Source organism: Pseudomonas sp. QTF5, from assembly GCF_000512695.2.
Taxonomy (GTDB): Bacteria; Pseudomonadota; Gammaproteobacteria; order Pseudomonadales; family Pseudomonadaceae; genus Aquipseudomonas.
In genome coordinates this window covers 166,398-185,865 of sequence record NZ_AZRW02000009.1, presented here as the reverse complement: position 1 = coordinate 185,865, position 19,468 = coordinate 166,398, and the positions used below count along the sequence as shown (strand labels likewise).

The 19,468-nt window shown below is 61.6% G+C and carries 21 protein-coding genes; 20 read left to right on the top strand and 1 reads right to left on the bottom strand.

What is annotated here, in order from left to right; all coding sequences use genetic code 11:
- Window positions 1-164: 164 nt before the first annotated feature.
- Window positions 165-935, bottom strand: coding sequence for a ParA family protein (locus IC37_RS10265; RefSeq protein ID WP_008009127.1), 771 nt, complete (start codon window positions 933-935; stop codon window positions 165-167).
- 359 nt (window positions 936-1,294) lie between these two features.
- On the opposite strand from IC37_RS10265, the gene IC37_RS10260 reads away from it, so the two are divergent.
- From IC37_RS10260 to IC37_RS10165, 20 genes are all read left to right on the top strand, one after another.
- On the top strand, window positions 1,295-2,020 hold the full coding sequence (locus IC37_RS10260) for a beta-ketoacyl synthase chain length factor (protein ID WP_030129178.1): 726 nt from the start codon (window positions 1,295-1,297) through the stop codon (window positions 2,018-2,020).
- Window positions 1,996-2,805 carry a 1-acyl-sn-glycerol-3-phosphate acyltransferase gene (locus IC37_RS10255; RefSeq protein WP_030129179.1) on the top strand — a complete coding sequence of 270 codons (810 nt, stop codon included), beginning with the start codon at window positions 1,996-1,998 and terminating at the stop codon, window positions 2,803-2,805. The genes IC37_RS10260 and IC37_RS10255 overlap by 25 nt, the downstream gene beginning before the upstream one ends.
- Window positions 2,786-3,061, top strand: coding sequence for a phosphopantetheine-binding protein (locus IC37_RS10250; RefSeq protein ID WP_030129180.1), 276 nt, complete (start codon window positions 2,786-2,788; stop codon window positions 3,059-3,061). Before IC37_RS10255 ends, IC37_RS10250 begins: the two co-directional genes overlap by 20 nt.
- Before the next feature lie 9 nt (window positions 3,062-3,070).
- Window positions 3,071-3,325 carry an acyl carrier protein gene (locus tag IC37_RS10245; RefSeq protein ID WP_030129181.1) on the top strand — a complete coding sequence of 85 codons (255 nt, stop codon included), beginning with the start codon at window positions 3,071-3,073 and terminating at the stop codon, window positions 3,323-3,325.
- Window positions 3,322-3,867, top strand: coding sequence for a membrane protein (locus IC37_RS10240; RefSeq protein WP_030129182.1), 546 nt, complete (start codon window positions 3,322-3,324; stop codon window positions 3,865-3,867). The genes IC37_RS10245 and IC37_RS10240 overlap by 4 nt, the downstream gene beginning before the upstream one ends.
- The gene (locus IC37_RS10235) at window positions 3,864-5,546 is read left to right on the top strand and encodes an acyl-CoA synthetase family protein (RefSeq protein ID WP_030129183.1); all 1,683 of its coding nucleotides are present in this window, start codon (window positions 3,864-3,866) and stop codon (window positions 5,544-5,546) included. Before IC37_RS10240 ends, IC37_RS10235 begins: the two co-directional genes overlap by 4 nt.
- Window positions 5,547-5,701: 155 nt before the next feature.
- Window positions 5,702-6,436: a glycosyltransferase family 2 protein gene (locus tag IC37_RS10230; protein ID WP_030129184.1), complete on the top strand. Its 735-nt coding sequence runs from the start codon at window positions 5,702-5,704 to the stop codon at window positions 6,434-6,436.
- The gene (locus tag IC37_RS10225; RefSeq protein ID WP_030129185.1) at window positions 6,433-7,380 is read left to right on the top strand and encodes a glycosyl transferase; all 948 of its coding nucleotides are present in this window, start codon (window positions 6,433-6,435) and stop codon (window positions 7,378-7,380) included. The genes IC37_RS10230 and IC37_RS10225 overlap by 4 nt, the downstream gene beginning before the upstream one ends.
- Entirely contained in the window at window positions 7,361-8,905 is a 1,545-nt protein-coding gene (hutH, locus tag IC37_RS10220) for a histidine ammonia-lyase (RefSeq protein ID WP_030129186.1), read from the top strand. Before IC37_RS10225 ends, hutH begins: the two co-directional genes overlap by 20 nt.
- Complete coding sequence (locus IC37_RS10215) at window positions 8,898-9,323, top strand: thioesterase family protein (protein WP_030129187.1); 426 nt, start codon at window positions 8,898-8,900, stop codon at window positions 9,321-9,323. The genes hutH and IC37_RS10215 overlap by 8 nt, the downstream gene beginning before the upstream one ends.
- Window positions 9,320-9,922 carry an outer membrane lipoprotein carrier protein LolA gene (locus IC37_RS10210; protein ID WP_030129188.1) on the top strand — a complete coding sequence of 201 codons (603 nt, stop codon included), beginning with the start codon at window positions 9,320-9,322 and terminating at the stop codon, window positions 9,920-9,922. The genes IC37_RS10215 and IC37_RS10210 overlap by 4 nt, the downstream gene beginning before the upstream one ends.
- Window positions 9,906-12,245, top strand: coding sequence for an MMPL family transporter (locus IC37_RS10205; RefSeq protein WP_030129189.1), 2,340 nt, complete (start codon window positions 9,906-9,908; stop codon window positions 12,243-12,245). Before IC37_RS10210 ends, IC37_RS10205 begins: the two co-directional genes overlap by 17 nt.
- Window positions 12,242-13,402, top strand: a complete 1,161-nt coding sequence (locus IC37_RS10200; RefSeq protein WP_030129190.1) for a hypothetical protein — start codon at window positions 12,242-12,244, stop codon at window positions 13,400-13,402. Before IC37_RS10205 ends, IC37_RS10200 begins: the two co-directional genes overlap by 4 nt.
- Window positions 13,389-14,636 (top strand): NAD(P)/FAD-dependent oxidoreductase, encoded by a 1,248-nt coding sequence (locus tag IC37_RS10195; RefSeq protein WP_030129191.1) that lies wholly within the window; start codon window positions 13,389-13,391, stop codon window positions 14,634-14,636. The genes IC37_RS10200 and IC37_RS10195 overlap by 14 nt, the downstream gene beginning before the upstream one ends.
- The gene (locus IC37_RS10190; protein WP_030129192.1) at window positions 14,633-15,358 is read left to right on the top strand and encodes a class I SAM-dependent methyltransferase; all 726 of its coding nucleotides are present in this window, start codon (window positions 14,633-14,635) and stop codon (window positions 15,356-15,358) included. The genes IC37_RS10195 and IC37_RS10190 overlap by 4 nt, the downstream gene beginning before the upstream one ends.
- Window positions 15,358-15,840: a DUF3261 domain-containing protein gene (locus IC37_RS10185; protein WP_030129193.1), complete on the top strand. Its 483-nt coding sequence runs from the start codon at window positions 15,358-15,360 to the stop codon at window positions 15,838-15,840. The genes IC37_RS10190 and IC37_RS10185 overlap by 1 nt, the downstream gene beginning before the upstream one ends.
- The gene (locus IC37_RS10180; protein ID WP_030129194.1) at window positions 15,837-17,045 is read left to right on the top strand and encodes a beta-ketoacyl-[acyl-carrier-protein] synthase family protein; all 1,209 of its coding nucleotides are present in this window, start codon (window positions 15,837-15,839) and stop codon (window positions 17,043-17,045) included. The genes IC37_RS10185 and IC37_RS10180 overlap by 4 nt, the downstream gene beginning before the upstream one ends.
- Window positions 17,042-17,506, top strand: a complete 465-nt coding sequence (locus tag IC37_RS10175) for a hotdog family protein (RefSeq protein WP_030129195.1) — start codon at window positions 17,042-17,044, stop codon at window positions 17,504-17,506. The genes IC37_RS10180 and IC37_RS10175 overlap by 4 nt, the downstream gene beginning before the upstream one ends.
- Window positions 17,499-18,227: a 3-oxoacyl-ACP reductase FabG gene (gene fabG, locus IC37_RS10170; protein ID WP_030129196.1), complete on the top strand. Its 729-nt coding sequence runs from the start codon at window positions 17,499-17,501 to the stop codon at window positions 18,225-18,227. Before IC37_RS10175 ends, fabG begins: the two co-directional genes overlap by 8 nt.
- Entirely contained in the window at window positions 18,227-19,453 is a 1,227-nt protein-coding gene (locus tag IC37_RS10165) for a beta-ketoacyl-ACP synthase (RefSeq protein WP_030129197.1), read from the top strand. Before fabG ends, IC37_RS10165 begins: the two co-directional genes overlap by 1 nt.
- The last annotated feature ends 15 nt before the right edge of the window (window positions 19,454-19,468 follow it).

Genomic DNA, 19,468 nt, shown 5'->3' with positions numbered 1-19,468 from the left:
AAACAGTATTGCAGAAAAGGGGGTAACCATAGATGTGGGAGCGGGCTTGCTCGCGAAAGCGGTCTATCAATCAACGAGGATGTTGACTGTTATGACCCCTTCGCGAGCAAGTCGAATCGTCGCACCGCCGCTCCCACATGGATTCTGCGCCAACAACAGCGATTTCAGGCATTTTCCAGCAGGTTGTGCAGGTCAACGAACTGCTGGGTCAGTTTGTGACGCGGGTCGAGATGGATCAGTGGTGTGTTGGCCTGGTGGGATTCGCGCATGCGTACCGAACTGGCCAGGTACACCGGCAGCACCGGCAGCCCTTCGGCGATCAGTTCGTCGAGGATTTGCTGGGGCAAACTGGCACGGGCCTGGAACTGGTTGACGACGATGCCTTCAACTTCCAGCCCTTCGTTGTGGTCCTCCTTCAATTCTTCGATTTCCGCCAACAGGCCATACAACGCCTGACGCGAGAAACTGTCGCAGTCGAAGGGAATTAGCACACGATCAGCGGCGATCAATGCCGAAACGGCATAGAAATTCAGCGCTGGCGGCGTATCGAGGTAGATTCGGTCGTAATCGCCGTCCAGCTCCTCGAGCAATTTGCGCAGCTTGTTGATCTTGTGCTTGGCCTCAAGCTTGGGCTGCAAGTCAGCCAGCTCAGCGGTGGCGGTGACGACATGAAGGTTGTCGAATGGGGTTTCGTAGATGTCGACCTGGTTTTTCTTCGAGAACGGTCCGGAGGACAAAGTCTGCTTGAAGAAATCAGCGATCCCCATCGGGATATCATCACCGGTGAGTCCCGTCAGGTATTGAGTGGAGTTGGCCTGAGCATCGAGATCCACCAACAGCGTCCGATAGCCTTCGCTGGCACTGACCGCCGCCAGATTACAGGCAATGCTTGACTTGCCCACGCCACCTTTCTGATTGAACACCACGCGCCGCATGTCAAAACCTCCGTGTATCAAAGAATGACCGAGTGTAGTAGTCCACGGCGCTGCTTAGCTACCTCGCTGGCATCGGGACCACACAGTCATTGGTAAATATCCGACGGAAAAGCCGCCAACACGTCCATCGACAGCCGATCGAGCCGACAGACATGTCCGACGCAATGTGGACATGGCCAAACGACAGCTTTTTTTCGCGAACGAGACGGTACATTTCGTTGCGCAAAATGTAACCAGCATTTGCTACACACCCGCCGCACCGGGATAATGCCCGCCATTCGGCGTTAAGCGCCACGTAAGGTCAGCTGCGTTTCTTTGCGACTCACCGCGTCAAAGGAAGCCCGCAGGGGCGGGATGAAATGTCTGTGATCAACTTCAACATCGCCCAATGGCGCGCGTGGGCCCCTGGGCTTGAAAGCGTGGATGATTGGCAAGCCTGGAGCCGACAGCCGGTCATGCTCGAGCGCAGCGATGCCGCCCCCGATGTGTCGTTTCTGCCGGCCATGCAACGTCGGCGACTCAGCCGCCTGGCGCGGATGGCGTTCAGTGTAGGCTGGCCATTGGCCGATGGCCGCCAGGACCTACCGTTGGTATTTATTTCCCGCCACGGCGAGACCCCGCGCACTTTCGAGATTCTCAGCGATCTGGCGACCGATCAACCATTGTCGCCGACCCAGTTCAGCCTGTCGGTGCACAACGCGGTCATTGGACTGTGGTCGATCATGCGCGGTGAAACCAGCGAAATGACCGCCCTCGCCGCGGCCGGCGATGGCCTTGAACACGGCATGCTAGAGGCGGCGGCGCTGCTTGCCGAAGGCGCACCCGCAGTACTGCTGGTAGTGACCGAAGAGCAACCGCCCGCTGCCTATTCGGCCTGGATCGACGATGTGCCATTCCCTTATGCGGTCGGCCTGTTGATCACGCCCGGTAATCAGTGGCAGCTGTCGCTGAACAGCACCTCGCAAGCGTTGTCCAAAGCCCACTGGCCGCATGGCCTGAATCTGTTGCGTACCCTGCTCGGCCAACAGACAACCTGCCAACATGCCTGGAAAAATCGTGTATGGACCTGGCAACGCAACCCGTAACCGATAAAAACCGCGACGCCTATTACTGGCGCCTGCTGGCCACTGCCGCAAGTTTTACCCTGTTCGGGTTGGGCGGCCTATGCTTGCGACTTGTGGTGTTCCCGCTGTTGAACTGCCTGCCGGGAGACTCCCTGGCCCATCGTCAGCGGGCACGACAGACGGTCAGCCGCTGTTTCTGGTTTTTCATTCGTTTCATGGCTCGCACTGGCGTACTGACCTACGATATTCAGGGGGCAGACAAGCTCGGACGGCCAGGCCAGATGATCGTCGCCAACCACCCCTCGCTGATCGATGTGGTGTTCCTGATCGGCCTGGTGGGCCACGCCAACTGCGTGGTCAAGAAAAGCCTCTGGGAAAATCCGTTCACCCGCGGTCCGCTACGTCGCACCGACTACATCAGCAACGACGGAAGCATGGACATGCTCGACGCCGCTGCCGATGCGCTGAAAAGCGGTCAGACCCTGATCATTTTCCCCGAAGGCACCCGCACCCAACCCGGTAAACCGCCGGCCTTTCATCGGGGGGGCGCGGCAATCGCCCTGCGCGGTGCGAGAATCCTCACCCCGGTGATCATCAAGGTCAGCCCGACCACACTGACCAAGGCCGAACCCTGGTATCGGATCCCCAAACGCCGCGTGCACTTCAGTTTTCGTGTCGGGGCCGATATAGACCCACAGGCTTTCGCTACGCAGGGACCTGCGCCTCAAGCCTCGCGCAAGCTCAACGACTATTTGCACTCTTACTTTATCAAGGAGCTCGCCGAAGATGAGCGATCTGCAACCTAATAGCCTGATGCTGGAAATCAAAGAGTTGATCATCGAAGCTCTGGGCCTCGAAGACATCAGCGTCGACGACATTGGCGATGACCAGACACTGTTCGGCGAAGGCCTGGGCCTGGACTCGGTAGACGCCCTGGAACTCGGTTTGGCGATCCAGAAAAGGTACGGCATCAAAATCGATGCCGACGCCAAGGACACCCGTAATCACTTCACCAACGTGGCGAGCCTTGCGGCGTTCGTCACTGCAAAACAGGCAGCTTGAGACCGGACCATGCAAACTCGTGACGATATTTTCAATACCCTGCGCGGTGCTCTGGTCGAACTCTTCGAGCTGGAGCCCGAGCGCATCAGTCTGGGGTCCAACCTGTATCAGGATCTGGAAATCGACAGCATCGATGCGGTCGACCTGATCGATCACATCAAACGCCAGACCGGCAAGAAAATCGCTGCCGAAGAATTCAAATCGGTGCGTACCGTCAGCGACGTGGTCGAGGCGGTCTACCGTCTGGTTCAACCGGCCGCATGAGTCGACTGATCGGCCTCGGCCTGCTGCTGGCAGGCCTGCTTTACCCCTTCGCGGTGTATTTCGGCATGGAACATTTTGCCCCGTGGCAGTTCGGTCTGCTGCTGGGTAGCCTGTGGCTGGCGCGAGCGCTGACCGGCGAGCGGCGCCCCGGAAGCCTGTGGATGGCCACAGTCGCCATTGGGTTTTGCCTGCTGCTGGCGCTATTCGACAGCCCGGTACTGCTGCGCTGGTACCCGGTGCTGATCAGCGCGTTCATGCTGGTGCTGTTCGGCCTGAGCCTGAAATACGGCCCACCGATGATCGAACGCCTGGCCCGTCTGCGAGAACCGGAATTACCGGCCAGGGCTATTCGCTATACCCGCCAGGTGACGATTGCCTGGAGCGTGTTTTTTCTCTGCAACGGCTTGTGCGCCGCCGCCCTGACCCTTTGGGCGCCGCTGAGTTGGTGGATGTTGTACACCGGCCTGATCTCCTATGGATTGATCGGCCTGATGTTTGCCATTGAATGGCTCATACGACAACGGGTAAGAGGCCGCCCATGAATTGGATAACACTTGAGCAACTGTTGCTCAAGGCTCAGCCGGACCGTGCCGTGACGGTGGAACCGGCGTTGAATCACGCGCAATTGTGCGAACAGGCCTTGAGCCTGGCTGCCGGCCTGCAAGCTCAGGGGGTACAGCGCATCGCCGTGCACCTTGAAGACGCCGCCGACCTGGCCATTGCCCTGCTCGGCGCCTGGCGTGCCGGGGTCAGCGTACTGCTGCCCGCCGACCTGCAAGCACAGACTCGCCAGCGCTGGTCGACCGAGGTCGATCTGTGGCTGACCGATCAGGCCGACGACGCGCACCTGAGCGATTATCAGCATTCACCCCTGCCAGCCAGCCCCCTGGATCTGGATCGCTGTCAGCTGAGCCTGTGCACCTCCGGCTCCAGTGGCGAACCCAAGCGCATCGACAAAACCCTGCGCCAACTGGCCAATGAAGTCGAAGCGCTGGAGCACCTGTGGGGCGCAGATCTGGGCGAGGCCTGCATCATCGGCAGCGTCGCCACGCAGCACATCTACGGCTTGCTGTTTCGGGTGCTGTGGCCGCTGTGCGCCGGGCGTTCGTTCGTGCGTAAACAACTGGCCTTCCCGGAAGACCTGCAGCGCGCCAGCCGCGAACACCCGGCCTTCGCCTGGGTCGCCAGCCCGGCGCTGCTCAAACGCATGGGCGACAACCTCGACTGGCCAGCGCTGAGCGCGGTGCGCCGAGTGTTCTCTTCCGGTGGTGCATTGCCCGCCGAAGCGGCGCAAAGCTTGTATGAACGCCTGCAACAATGGCCGACCGAAATTTTCGGCAGCTCGGAAACCGGCGGCATCGCCTGGCGTCAGGGCCAGAATCTCTGGCAGCCCTTCGCCGACGTGGCGCTGAGCCAGGACAGCGATGGCGCCCTGCTGATCGCCTCACCGTATTTGCCGGCCGGCCATATCGAACACACCGCCGATGCCGCGCGCATCGCCGCCGACGGCCGTTTCGAGCTGTTGGGACGGCTGGACCGAATCGTCAAACTGGAAGAAAAACGTATCTCGCTGCCGATGCTCGAACAAGCGCTGATGGCTCACGCCTGGGTCGCCGAAGCACGCCTCGGTGTGGTTCAGGAAAACCGCGCCTCATTGGGTGCGCTGCTGGTACTCAGCGAGCGAGGCCTGCGTGCCTTGCGCAATCAGGGTCGACGCAGCCTCACTCAAGCCTTGCGTCAGCATCTGAGTCAACATTGTGAAACGCTGGCCCTGCCACGCCGCTGGCGCTTGTTGCGGCAGCTGCCGCTGAACGCGCAAGGCAAACTACCCCAGGCCGAAGTTGAAGCCTTGCTGTTGGCGCCTCGGCCAAAGGCACCGCAAGTGCTGGAGCAGGTCGAAGTCGAGGGGGAATGGAGCCTGCAACTGGCCGTCCCGCCAGACCTGGCCTATTTCAGCGGCCATTTCCCCCGGGCGCCGGTATTGCCCGGCGTGGTGCAGGTGGATTGGGCGCTGAGCCTGGGTCAGCAATTGATGGACCTGCCGGCAAAATTCGCCGGTATGGAAGTGCTGAAATTTCAGCAACTGGTGCGTCCCGGTGATGAAATCCAGTTGCACCTGCGCTTCGACTCGGCGCGCAGTAAATTGTATTTCGCCTATCGCAATGAAACCGCCACCTGCTCCAGCGGGCGGATTTTGCTGGAGGCCTCAGGCGATGCATAACCTGTGGCGAGGGAGCTTGCTCCCGCTGGGCTGCGAAGCGGCCCCAAAATCAACCGATGCAGACTTCATTGCGAGCGCTTCGCACTCGAACGGGAGCAAGCTCCCTCGCCACAGTGAACGCCCTCACAACAAGGGTTCTGTGGAGGTTTCTGACCATGCATAACCCCTGCGCCGTAATCCCGGTCTACAACCACGAAACCGCAATCACCGCCGTGCTCGATGCGCTGCTTGCCAGTGGCCTGCCGTGCATTCTGGTGGACGATGCCAGCAGCCCGGCCTGTGCCAAGGTGCTTGACCAACTGGCACAGCGCGACAGGGTTTACCTGATCAGGCTCACCGTCAATCAGGGCAAGGGCGGCGCGGTAATGACCGGTCTGCGGGAAGCCTCGCGCCTGGGCTTCAGCCATGCCTTGCAGGTGGACGCCGACGGCCAGCACGACCTGCAAGACGTCAAAATCTTCATCGAGCATTCGCGCACCCATCCTGAGGCGGTAATCTGCGGGTATCCGCAATACGACGCCAGCGTGCCGAAAGGTCGTTTGTACGCCCGGTACCTGACTCATGTGATGGTCTGGATCAACACCCTGTCGTTGCAAATTCGCGATTCCATGTGCGGCTTCCGCGTCTACCCATTACCGCCAACCCTGGCCCTGATCGACTCGGCCAGAATCGGCAAACGCATGGACTTCGACTCCGACATCCTGGTGCGTCTGGCCTGGCGCAATCAGCCGATGCAGTGGCTGAGAACCAGGGTCCATTACCCGCTGGATGGCGTCTCGCATTTCCGCCTGTTCCACGACAACGTACTGATTTCGGGCATGCACACCCGGCTATTCTTCGGCATGTTACTGCGGGCACCGGTGATCCTCTGGCGACGGTGGCGAGCATGAGCGACAACGCAGACAAACAGCACTGGGCCGACCGTGAAGAGCGCGGCAGTTTCTGGCTGATGAAATTCACTGCGCTTTGCGCAAAAGTCTTGGGCCGTCGGTTGTTGAGCCCGCTGCTGTACGGCATCGTGCTGTACTTTTTCCTGTTCGGGCGCAGCGCCCGTCAAAGCGCCTGGCAATACCAGCAGCGGCTTGCCGACTGGAGCGGTCGTAGCGAATTGCGGCCGACCCATTGGCGGGTGTTTGGCCAGTTCATGGCCTTCGCCGACTCCATGCTCGACAAACTGGACGTGTGGAACGGCAAGCTAAGCATCGATCAAATCGAAATCATCGACCCGGCGCTGCTGCGCAATCAACTGCGCGGCACTCGTGGGCAAATGCTGGTAGGTGCGCACCTGGGCAATCTCGAGGTCTGCCGGGCGCTGGCCGAGATCGGTGAGAAAGTCACCATGAACGTGCTGGTGCATACCAAGCACGCCGAACAATTCAACCGTCTGCTGGGCGAAGCCGGGGCGACCAATCTGCGGCTGATCCAGGTCAGCGAGCTGGACCCGGTGATCATGCTGCAACTGCATGAACGCCTGGAGCGCGGCGAATGGCTGGCGATTGCTGGCGACCGCGTGCCGCTGCATGGCGGGCGCAGCGTGACAGTGGACTTTCTCGGCCATCAAGCAGCCTTCCCGCAAGGCCCTTGGTTGCTGGCCGGTCTGCTGAAATGCCCGATCAACCTGATGCTGTGCCTGAAGAAACCCACGGGCAACTATCGACTGACCCTCGAACCGTTCGCCGACGCCATCGTCTGGAAACGCAGCGACCGCGAACAGGTCATTCATCAGTGGGCCTCCCGCTACGCCGAACGCCTGGGTCACTATTGCCTCGAAGCGCCCCAACAATGGTTCAACTTTTACCCTTTCTGGAAGACCGATGACGACGCCAACGCTTGAGCCGGTAACCTTCGGCGAACTCCCTTTGCGCATCGAAGACGTGCTGGCCCTGGCCAACCGTCAGGTGCCGACGCAGTTGCAAGGCGACCCCGAGTTTCGCCAGCGCATCGCCAAGGGCCCGCAGTTCCTTGATTCCCTACTGGACAAGGAAGGCGTGATCTATGGCGTGACCACCGGTTATGGCGATTCCTGTGTGGTGGCGGTGCCGCTGCACCACGTCGAAGCCCTGCCCCGCCATCTGTATACCTTCCACGGCTGCGGCCTGGGCAAACTGCTCGACGCCCAAGCCACCCGCGCGGTGCTGGCGGCGCGTTTGCAGTCGCTGTGCCACGGCGTTTCCGGGGTACGCGTGGAGTTGCTGGAGCGCCTGCAAGCCTTCCTCGAACACGACATCCTGCCGCTGATTCCGGAAGAAGGTTCGGTGGGCGCCAGCGGTGACCTGACGCCGCTGTCCTACGTTGCCGCGACCTTGTCCGGCGAGCGCGAAGTAATGTTCCGTGGCGAGCGTCGGCAAGCCGCCGACGTGCACCGCGAACTGGGCTGGGAACCGCTGGTATTGCGCCCCAAAGAAGCGCTGGCGCTGATGAACGGCACCGCCGTGATGACTGGCCTCGCCTGCCTCGCTTACGCTCGCGCCGATTACCTGCTGCAACTGGCCACGCGCATCACCGCACTGAACGTGGTCGCTTTACAGGGCAACCCGGAGCATTTCGACGAGCGTCTGTTCGCCGCCAAACCTCATCCAGGGCAGATGCAAGTCGCCGCGTGGCTGCGCAAGGATTTGGCGATCGATGCGCCGACCGCACCGCTGCATCGCTTGCAAGACCGTTACTCCCTGCGTTGTGCGCCGCACGTGCTCGGTGTGCTGGCCGACAGCCTGAACTGGCTGCGCTCGTTCATCGAGATCGAACTCAACAGCGCCAACGACAACCCGATCATCGACGCCGAAGCCGAACGCGTGCTGCACGGCGGGCACTTCTACGGCGGCCATATCGCCTTCGCCATGGACAGCCTGAAAACCCTGGTGGCCAACGTCGCCGATTTGCTTGATCGTCAGCTCGCGCTGCTGGTGGACGAGCGTTACAACCATGGTTTGCCGAGCAACCTTTCTGGCGCCACCGCCGACCGCGCGATGCTCAACCACGGCTTCAAGGCCGTGCAGATCGGCACCAGCGCCTGGACCGCCGAAGCCCTGAAAAACACCATGCCGGCCAGCGTCTTCTCGCGCTCCACCGAGTGCCACAACCAGGACAAAGTCAGCATGGGCACCATCGCCGCCCGCGACGCCATCCGCGTGCTGGAGCTGACCGAACAGGTCGCCGCCGCCACGCTGCTGGCCGCCAACCAAGGCGTCTGGCTGCGCGGCCAGGCTGAAGACGCGCGTCCACTGCCACCGGCCCTGGCCGCGATGCATGAAGAATTGGCCAAGGACTTCCCGCCGGTCATCGAAGACCGTGCCCTGGAAGGCGAATTGCGCCTGTGCCTGCAACGCATCGCCGAACAACACTGGAGGCTGCATGCGTAGCAAGGGAGTGCTTCACACCGACACGGAAATCCTCGTACCGTTTTTTGACGTCGACACCATGAACGTGGTCTGGCACGGCCATTACGTCAAATACCTGGAAGTCGCCCGCTGTGCGTTGCTGGACACGATCGGCCACAACTACGACGCCATGGTGGCGTCGGGTTACGCGTGGCCAGTGATCGATTTGCAGCTGCGCTATGTGCGCGGTGCCGTGTTCGGCCAGAAGCTGAATGTGCGCGCCAACCTGGTGGAGTGGGAAAACCGCCTGAAGATCAGTTATCTGATCAGCGATCTGGCCACCGGCGAGCGCCTGACCCGCGCCTGTTCCGTGCAGGTCGCCGTCGACATGAGCAGCCGCGAAATGCAGTTGGCTTCACCGAAGGTGTTCACCGACGCGGTTGAAAGGATGCTGCCATGAATTCGCTGTTCAAATACCTCGGCGCTTTAGCGTTGCTCGGGCTCTCATCATTGGCGCAGGCCTTCGATCTGCAACAGCTCAGCGATCAACTGGCCAAACCCGATGTGATCCACGGCAGCTTCATCCAGGAAAAACACCTGCGCGCCCTGCCCCAGCCGCTGACCAGCAAGGGCACCTTCGTTTTGGCAAAAAACCATGGTCTGCTCTGGTTGCTGAAAACCCCGCTGCAACAGGACTACCGCATCAGCGACAAGGGCATTGCCCGGCGTGATGCCAACGGTTGGCAAATGCTGCCGAACAAGAGCGCCGGCGCCGAGCAGAACCGCTTGTTCCTCGCGGTGCTGCAAGGCGACAGCAGTGGCCTGCAACGGGATTTCGAGCTTTCGCTGAGCGGCGATGCACAGAACTGGAAGCTGACCCTGACCCCGCGCTCCATGCTACTCAAGCAAGTGTTCAATCAGATCAACATTGACGGCGGCGAACTGGTGCACAGCATCGAGCTGCTCGAAACCCAGGGTGACCGAACCCTGTTGCGCATGCAGGACAGCACCCGCTTACAACCTTTGAGCGATGCGGAGCAACATGACTTTGCCGAGTGAACGGATGCTGCCGCGGCTGTTTCTGATCCTGCTGCTGGCGGTGCTCGCGCTCGCCGGCTGGCAATGGCGTGACGACGCGCCGCTGTCGGCCAACCTGATGGAACTGGTGCCAGGCACGGCGCCGGACGCGCTGGAACTGCGCGCCGAACAACGCATGCAAGAACCGCTGAACCGGGAAATGCTGGTGCTGGTCGGCCATAAAGACCGCCAGCAAGCCATCGCCATGGCGCAAAAACTCGGCGAGCAGTGGCAGGCCAGCGGCGTGTTCGAAAAGGTCCAGTGGAACCTGCAGGCTGACTTGCCGGCACTGCGCACACAATTGTTGCAAGGCCGATTGGCAATGCTGTCCGTGGCCGACCGGCAGCAACTCATCGAACACCCCGACGCCTTTATTCAGCAACGGGTACAAGCCCTGTTCGACCCGTTCACCGGCTTCAGCCTGGTGCCGAGCCAAGACGACTGGCTCGGCCTGACCGGGCGCATCCAGAACAGCCAGCCGCAACACGGCTCGGTGCAACTGGACATCGGCAGCGGTGTGCTGGTCGCCGATGCCGACGGCAAGAGTTGGGTGATGCTGCGGGCGCGAACCGCCGGCAACGCGTTCGACATGAACCTGCCGCTGCAAGTGGCCGACCTGCTCCAGCACAGTCGCGAAGAAGCCGCCCGGTCGGATGTGCAACTGCTCGCCGCCAGCGGCCTGTTGTACGCCGCCAGCGGTCAACGGCAAGCCGCGCGCGAAATGACCTGGGTCGGCGGCGGCGCCACGATGGGGATTCTGTTGCTGCTGTTGCTGGCCTTCCGGCGTTGGCGGGTGTTGTTGGCGTTCGTCCCGGTGCTGGTGGGCATGCTGTTCGGCGCGGTGGCCTGCGTGGCGCTGTTTGGTCACATGCATGTGATGACGCTGGTGCTGGGCTCAAGCCTGATCGGCGTGGCGGTGGATTACCCACTGCATTACCTCTCGAAAAGCTGGAGCCTGAAACCCTGGCACAGCTGGCCGGCGTTACGCCTGACCCTGCCGGGGCTGACGCTGAGCCTGATCACCAGTTGCATTGGCTACCTGGCCCTGGCCTGGACGCCGTTTCCGGCCCTGACCCAAATTGCCGTGTTCTCCGCTGCCGGCCTGGTGGGCGCCTATCTGTCGGCAGTGTGCCTGTTGCCGGCGCTGCTCAAGGGCGTGGATCTACGTCCGGCGCAATGGCCGCTGCGCATCGCCGAGAAGTTGCTGGAGCTGCGTGAATCGCTGCTGAAATACTTGCGCACGCCGGTGCTGCTGGCGCTGCTGATCGCCTTCTGTGTCGGCGGTCTGTTGCAGTTGCAGAGCAAAAACGACATTCGCCAATGGATCGGCACGCCGCAGCAACTGACAGACGAAGCCCAGACCATCGCACGCATCACCGGCTATCAACCTACCAGCCAGTTCTTCCTGGTGCGCGCGGCCAATCAGCAGGAGTTGCTCGAACGCCTGACGGCACTGAGCGAGCGTCTGGATCAATTGGTCAATCTGGAAAAACTTCAGGGCTATCTGTCGCTCAATCAACTGGTCAGCCAGCCAAGCGAACAGCGCAAAGTGCGTGAAGCACTGAGCAAACTGCCGCAGTTCTGGCAACCGTTGCTCGACCTCGGCGTGCCGGCCGCTGCGTTGCAGGCCGAGTTGGCAACGTTGCAGGCGCTGCCCACCGAAGACATCGACGCAGCGCTGGCCGGCCCATTGGCGGAACCCTACCGCACGCTGTGGCTGGGGCCGACCGATGACGGCGTGGCGGCGATGGTCAGCCTGCAAGGCTTGAACAATCCCACGCTGCTGCGGGTCCAGGCGCTGGACTTGCCGGGTGTGGAACTGGTGGACCGCCTCGGCGAACTGAACCAGGTTTTCGCCGCCACGCAAATCAGCGCCGCTGAATTGAAACTCGCCTCCTGCGTGTTGATCGTGCTGGTGCTGATCCTGCCATTCGGTTTCGGTGGCGCGCTGCGAATTGTCTCCCTGCCGTTGCTGGCGGCCCTGTGCAGTCTGGCAAGCCTTGGTTGGCTCGGTCAGCCGTTGACGCTGTTCAGCCTGTTCGGCCTGCTGCTGGTGACGGCGATCAGCGTCGATTACGCGATCCTCATGCGCGAACAGATCGGCGGCGCTGCGGCGAGTCTGCTGGGCACCTTGCTGGCAGCGGTGACCACTTGGTTATCATTCGGCTTGCTGGCGGTGTCCAGCACGCCGGCGGTAAGCAACTTCGGCCTGTCGGTAAGCCTCGGCCTGGCGTTCAGTTTCATCCTGGCGCCATGGGCCGGACGCCAAGTCCATGCCGCCCCGGTCGTGGAGCCGGCAGCATGATGGTCACGGTGTTCTGGGCGATGGCCCTGGTGTTGTTCGCCGTGGCTACCCGTGTCGGTCGTCATTTCGGTCTGATTCCGATCGTCAGCCAGTTGCTGCTGGCGACCTTCGGCCTGCCGTTGCTGATGTACTTCTGGATCGAACCGGGCTGGCACTTCAGCGGCGCCGACCTGATCTCTCCGGACTGGCTGAAGCACCTCTACAGCCTGAGCTTTGCCTTATTGCTGGGGCACATCCTCAGCGATGTGATCGACCTGCGACTGGAACGCCAGAGCCTGAAAATCGCCTTGCCGAGTTTCTGCATTCCGTTTGCCTGCGGGCTGGCGACTGCGGTCTGGCTGTTGCCGCCGCAGCCGTGGATCAGTGCGCTGGCGGTCGGTCTGCTGTTCGCCATCACCGCAATTCCGGTTTTGTATCTGTACCTGCGACACATCAACTACCCGCCGGCTGCCACCCGACGCCTGGTGCAGGCCGCGATCCTGATCGACCTGACCTGCTGGACCCTGTTCGCGTTCGCCCAAGGCAGCCTGCACCTGAGCAGCCTTTTGCTGCCGCTGGCCGGCGCCTGCCTGCCGTTGTTGCTGCGACTGCTCGGGTTGCGCCAACCGTTGCTGCACAGCGGCTGCTTCTTCGCGCTGCTGGTGGTCGCCGAACACTTCAAACTCAATGCGCTGATTTTCGGCATCGGCTATCTGCTGTGCATGGCCGCGCTCAAGGTGCCATTGATGCTGCCATTGCCGGCGGCGTGGATGAGCCGTCTGCAGACCTGGATCGCCATCCCGCTGATCCTCACGTTCGGCATCGTGCAGATCAACGTGCACAGCGCCATCGACAGTCTCGGCGGCGTGCAACTGGCCGCGCTCTTGCTGCTGCCTATCGTCAGCAAACTGTTGGGCAACTGGCTCGGCCTCGGCTGGGCCGGCGCCTCGTTTGAAGGTGCCAGCCGCTGGCGGGAAAGCCTTTTACTGAATATTCGCGGCTTGAGCGAGATCGTCTTTCTCAACCTGCTGCTGCAACAACAGCTCATCAGCCCGGCGCTGTATTTCGCGCTGATGCTGATGGGCCTCATCGCAACCCTGCTACCGGCACTCGCCGGCATGCACCGAATCCCTTTGAATATCGCCGCCCCGGCAAGGAGCTCCCGTGCCAACAGTTGAAATGGAACGTCGTCAGGTGGTGGTGATCGGTGCCGGCCCCTCGGGCGCCATCGCCGCCGCGCTGCTCAAGCGTAAAGGTCATGATGTGCTGATGATCGAGCGCCAGCATTTCCCACGGTTTTCCATCGGTGAAAGCCTGCTGTCCCACTGCCTGGATTTCGTCGAAGAAGCCGGCATGCTCGAGGCGGTAAATGCTGCTGGTTTCCAGCGCAAAAACGGTGCAGCGTTCGCTTGGGGCGATCAGTACAGCGCCTTCGATTTCGGCGACACATTCACCAATGGCAAGCCGACGACGTTCCAGGTTCAGCGCGCCGACTTCGACAAGCTGCTGGCCGATCAGGCTGAGCTGCAAGGTGTCGATGTCCGTTACGGCGAAGCCATTGTCAGCGCCGATTTCAGCCTGCCGAAACCGCAGCTCGATGTGCTTCGCGAAGACGGTAGCCAATACCGTGTCGAGGCCGACTTCGTGCTCGATGCCAGCGGCTACGGTCGCGTGCTGCCGCGCTTGCTGGACCTTGAAGCACCGTCGAATTTTCCGGTGCGCCAGGCTGTATTCACCCACGTCGAAGACTGTATCGACAGCCCGGCTTTCGACCGGGAGAAAATCCTCATCACCACCCATCCGACCCAGCGCGATATCTGGTTCTGGACCATCCCGTTCAGCAACGGCCGTTGCTCGGTGGGCGTAGTGGCGGCCGCCGAACACTTCGAAGGCCGCACCGAGAATCTGGACGACTGCCTGCGCGGCTTCATCGCTGAAACCCCAAGCCTGGCCGGTGTGCTGAACAACGCCGTGTGGGATACGCCCGCGCGGACCATCGGCGGTTATTCGGCCAACGTCAAAACCCTGCATGGCCAAGGTTTCGCCCTGCTGGGCAATGCGGCGGAATTTCTCGACCCGGTGTTCTCTTCCGGCGTGACCATCGCCATGCGTTCGGCGAGCATGGCCGCCGGGGTGCTGCACCGCCAACTGCAAGGTGAAAGCGTCGACTGGCAGACCGAGTTCGCCGAACCGCTCAAGCGCGGCGTCGACACCTTCCGTTGCTACGTCGAAGGCTGGTACGCCGGGACCTTTCAGGATGTGATTTTCTATCAGGGCGGCACAGCGGAAATTCGCCGCATGATCAGCTCGATCCTCGCGGGTTACGCCTGGGATGAACGCAACCCATTTGTCAGCGAACCAAAACGTCGACTGCGGATGATTTCGGACCTGTGCGCACAGGATCCGACATGAGTTACTTGAGCGACAACTACGTCGAAGAAACCCGTTTCGGTTTCTGGTTCCTGCGCAGTCACACCTGGCAGCACCATGTATTGCGAGTGGCGATCAATGATTTGCGCAACCTGTTCAGCGCCCCATTGCCCGACAACCCGGTATTGCTGGATGCCGGTTGCGGCCAGGGCAAGTCGTTCCAGTACCTGCGCCAGACCTTCGCGCCTCGGCGCCTGATCGGGCTGGACGCCGACCCTCACAGCCTGAACCTGAGCGGCGAAGAAGCGGCTCGCCAGGGCATGGATGTAGAGCTGGTCGGCAGTGACTGCGCGAGCATCAAAGTGCCGGACGCCAGCGTCGATCTGCTGTTCTGTCACCAGACTTTCCATCACCTTGTCGAGCAGGATCAGGCCCTGGCCGAGTTCTATCGGGTGCTCAAGCCGGGCGGCTATTTGCTGTTCGCCGAGTCCACCGAGGCTTACATTGATACGTGGGTGATTCGCTGGCTGTTCCGCCATCCGATGCACGTGCAGAAGAGCGCCGCCGGCTACCTGGACATGATTCGTCGGCAGGGTTTTGAATTCGGCCCGCAGAACGTGTCTTACCCTTACTTGTGGTGGAGTCGCGCCAAGGATTTCGGCCTGCTCGAACGCTTTGGCCTGCGCCAGCCAAAACCCTTTGGCCAACGGGAAGAAACCCTGGTCAATGTAGTCGCGCGCAAGCCCCTTGAAGGGTGTGCCTGATGATTCGTTTCCTGCTTCTGGGTTGTGTCCTGTTGCTGAGCGCTTGCGCCAGCCAGGCACCGCTGCCCGAGCGAACCCCAAACCTGGCGTTGCCGCTGCAACTGCATGTCGAACGGCAGATGGCCGAGCAGCGTCAGGACTGGCTGCTGGTGATCCAGCGTGAAGGTCCGGGTATTCGCTGGTCAATGATGGACCCTTTGGGGATTCCCGTGGCACGGCAGAAACTGATCGATGGTCAGTGGCAGGCCGACGGCCTGCTGCCGCCTAATCCGGAAGCCCGGGAATTGTTCGCGGCCTTGTTGTTTGCATTGACCCCAGCGGGCGAATTACATGGCAACTATCCCGCTGCCCTCCAGCATGGCGGGCAACGGTCCTTGCCATCGCGCTGGAACATCCGCTATTCACAACCATTGAGCTTTGAATTGAACGTGTCCCAAGGCCCGAACTATCGTGTCACTCCGTTAGGCGAACACACGCCATGACGGCTTATCTGAACGCCCTCGGGGTGATTTGCGCACTGGGCCGCGACAAGCAGGAAGTCGCCCGCAACCTGTTTGCCGGCGATTGCTCGGGCATGCGCAGCGAGGCCGGCTGGGTGGGGGAACGCACGCTGCCGGTCGCGGCGGTGCGCGGTGAGCTGGCGCCGATTCCGGCTGAGCTGGCGCATCAAAGCAGTCGCAACAATCAACTGCTGCTGGAGGCGGCGCTGCAAATTCGCGAAGACATCGAGCAAGCGATCCAGACCTACGGCCGCGACCGTATCGGCGTCATCCTGGGCACCAGCACCTCGGGCATTCACGAGGCCAGCAGCGGTCTGGCCCATTACATCCGTGAGCATCAGTTCCCTGCCGATTATGACTATCAGCAACAGGAACTCGGCGCGCCGGCGACGTTTCTCGCCGACTGGCTGCAATTGAGCGGCCCGGCCTATGTGATTTCCACCGCCTGCACCTCCAGCGCCCGCGCGTTGATGAGCGCCCAACGACTGCTCGACCTGGGCCTGTGCGACGCCGTGTTGTGCGGCGGTGTCGACAGTTTGTGCAAGCTGACCCTCAACGGTTTCTCGGCTCTGGAAGCGGTGTCCGAACAGCGCTGCAACCCGTTTTCGGCGAACCGCAACGGCATCAATATCGGCGAAGCGGCGGTGCTGTTTCTGATGAGCAAAAACGTCGGCAACAGCCAACCGATTGCCCTGCTCGGCAGCGGCGCCAGCTCTGATGCGCACCATATTTCCGCGCCGGAACCGACCGGCCGTGGCGCCCTGCAAGCGATGCGCAAAGCCTTGAGTCGCGCAGGCCTGCAACCGCAGCAGATCGGTTATCTGAACCTGCATGGCACCGCCACCCAACACAACGACGCCATGGAAAGCCTGGCCGTGACGACGCTGTTCCCGCAAGGCGTGCCCTGTTCATCGACCAAACCGATGACCGGCCATACCCTCGGCGCTGCCGGTGCCCTGGAAGCGGCATTCTGCTGGTTGAGCCTGAGCGCGGACAACCACGCTTACAATCACGAGCATGCCCTGCCGCCCCACGTCTGGGACGGCCAGCCCGACCCCGAATTACCGGCCCTGCATTGGGTGACCCCGACTGACCACCTGACGTCCATTGCACCTCGCTACCTGATGAGCAATTCCTTTGCCTTCGGTGGCAATAACGTCAGCCTGATTATCGGAGACGCCCCATGATTGCCTGGCCGCTCGCCGAACTGCTGCCGCATGCTGGCGACATGATCCTCATCGAGCAAATCCTGTCGTTCGATGACGAGCAGATTCACACCCGACTCACCGTCAGACCCGGCGGCCTGTTCAATCGCCCCGACGGCAGCCTGCCGGCCTGGGTCGGCATCGAGCTGATGGCCCAGAGCGTCGCCGCATATGCCGGCTGTCATGCGCGCCAGAAAGGCAATGCGGTGGAACTGGGTTTCCTGCTCGGCACCCGTAAATTCGAATGCAATGTGGAACACTTCCCCGCCGGCACCGAATTGACCATCCATGGGATACGCTCGCTGGAAGACGATAACGGCATGGGTGTGTTCGAATGCCACCTCACTGCCCCCGGCATCCACGCCACCGCCCGGCTGAACGTGTTTCGCCCGCCTCAGGCCGCGCAATATCTTCATGAACCCCAGGAGTCGAGTGATGACTGAATCCGTACTGGTCACCGGCTCCAGCCGTGGTATCGGCCGCGCCATCGCGTTGCGTCTGGCCCGGGCCGGGTATGACATCGTGCTGCATTGCCGCAGCGGTCTGGCGGACGCTATCGCGGTAAAGGCCGAAGTGGAAACCTTGGGCCGTAACGTGCGCATCCTGCAATTCGACGTATCCGACCGTGCCAGTTGCAAAGCTATTCTTGAAGCCGACGTCGAAACCCACGGCGCTTATTACGGCGTGGTGCTCAACGCCGGCCTGACCCGCGATGGTGCTTTTCCAGCTCTGAGCGAGGAGGATTGGGATCTGGTGATGCGCACCAATCTCGACGGTTTCTACAATGTGCTGCACCCGGTGATGATGCCGATGATCCGTCGTCGCGCCGCCGGGCGAATTGTCTGCATTACTTCGGTGTCCGGGTTGATCGGCAATCGCGGCCAGGTCAATTACAGCGCGTCCAAGGCCGGTCTGATCGGCGCAGCCAAGGCGCTGGCGATCGAACTGGGCAAGCGCAAAATCACTGTTAACTGTGTCGCACCCGGCCTGATCGACACGGCGATGCTCGATGAAAACGTGCCGGTGGAAGAACTGATGAAAATGATCCCCGCACAACGCATGGGCACCCCGGAAGAGGTGGCCGGTGCGGTGAATTTCCTGATGTCGGCGGAAGCGTCGTACATCACCCGGCAGGTTCTGGCCGTTAACGGAGGCCTGTGCTGATGAAGCGCGTCGTCGTCACCGGCATGGCCGGCATCACCTCACTGGGCAGCGATTGGGACACCATCGCCGCCAACTTCGCCGCCAATCGCAGCGGCATCCGTCGCATGGACGAGTGGGATCGTTTCACTGAACTCAACACCCGCCTGGCCGGACCGATCGATGACTTCAAGGTGCCGAGCCACTGGACCCGCAAGCAACTGCGCAGCATGGGCCGCGTCTCGCGCCTGGCCGTTGGCGCGGCTGAACAGGCTTTGGCGGACGCCGGGCTGCTGGGTGACGAATCGATCAAGGACGGGCGCATGGGCGTTTCCTGCGGCTCGTCCACCGGCAGCACCGACGAGATCAAGGCGTTCGGCAATATGCTGCTCAACTCGGTGGCCGAAGGCTTGAACGCCAACTCTTACGTGCGGATGATGCCGCACACCACCGCGGCCAATGTCAGCATCTTCTTCGGCCTTACTGGCCGGCTGATCCCGACCTCCAGCGCCTGCACCAGCGGCAGCCAGGGCATCGGTTACGCCTACGAGTCGATCAAGTTCGGCCGCCTGCCGCTGATGCTCGCCGGCGGCGCCGAAGAGCTGTGCCCGACCGAAGCCATGGTGTTCGATGCGCTCTACGCCACCAGCCTGAAAAACGATGCCCCGCAAACCAGCCCTCGCCCTTACGACACTAGCCGCGATGGCCTGGTGATCGGTGAAGGCGGCGGCATGCTGGTGCTCGAAGAGCTCGAACACGCCCTGGCACGCGGCGCACATATCCACGCGGAGATCGTCGGTTTCGGCAGCAACGCCGACGGCCAGCACGCCACCCGCCCGGAGCAGCTCACCATGCGCCGGGCCATGGAACTCGCCCTGGAAGACGCCGGACTGCAGCCTTCGGCCATCGGCTATGTGAACGGTCATGGCACCGCTACAGAACAGGGCGACATTGCCGAAACACTGGCTACCAGCGCGTTGTTCGGCGAACACATGCCGATCAGTTCACAGAAGAGTTTCCTCGGTCACACCCTGGGAGCCTGCGGCGCGCTGGAGTCCTGGTTCAGCATCGAAATGATGAACCGCGACCAGTACGTGCACACTTTCAACCTCGATGAGATCGATCCACAGTGCGGCAAGCTCGATTACCTGCGCGGTGAATTCCGGCAGATGAGCAACCAGTACGTGATGAACAACAATTTCGCTTTTGGTGGGGTCAACACCTCGTTGATTTTCCGCCGCTGGCACTGACCTGAACCACTTATG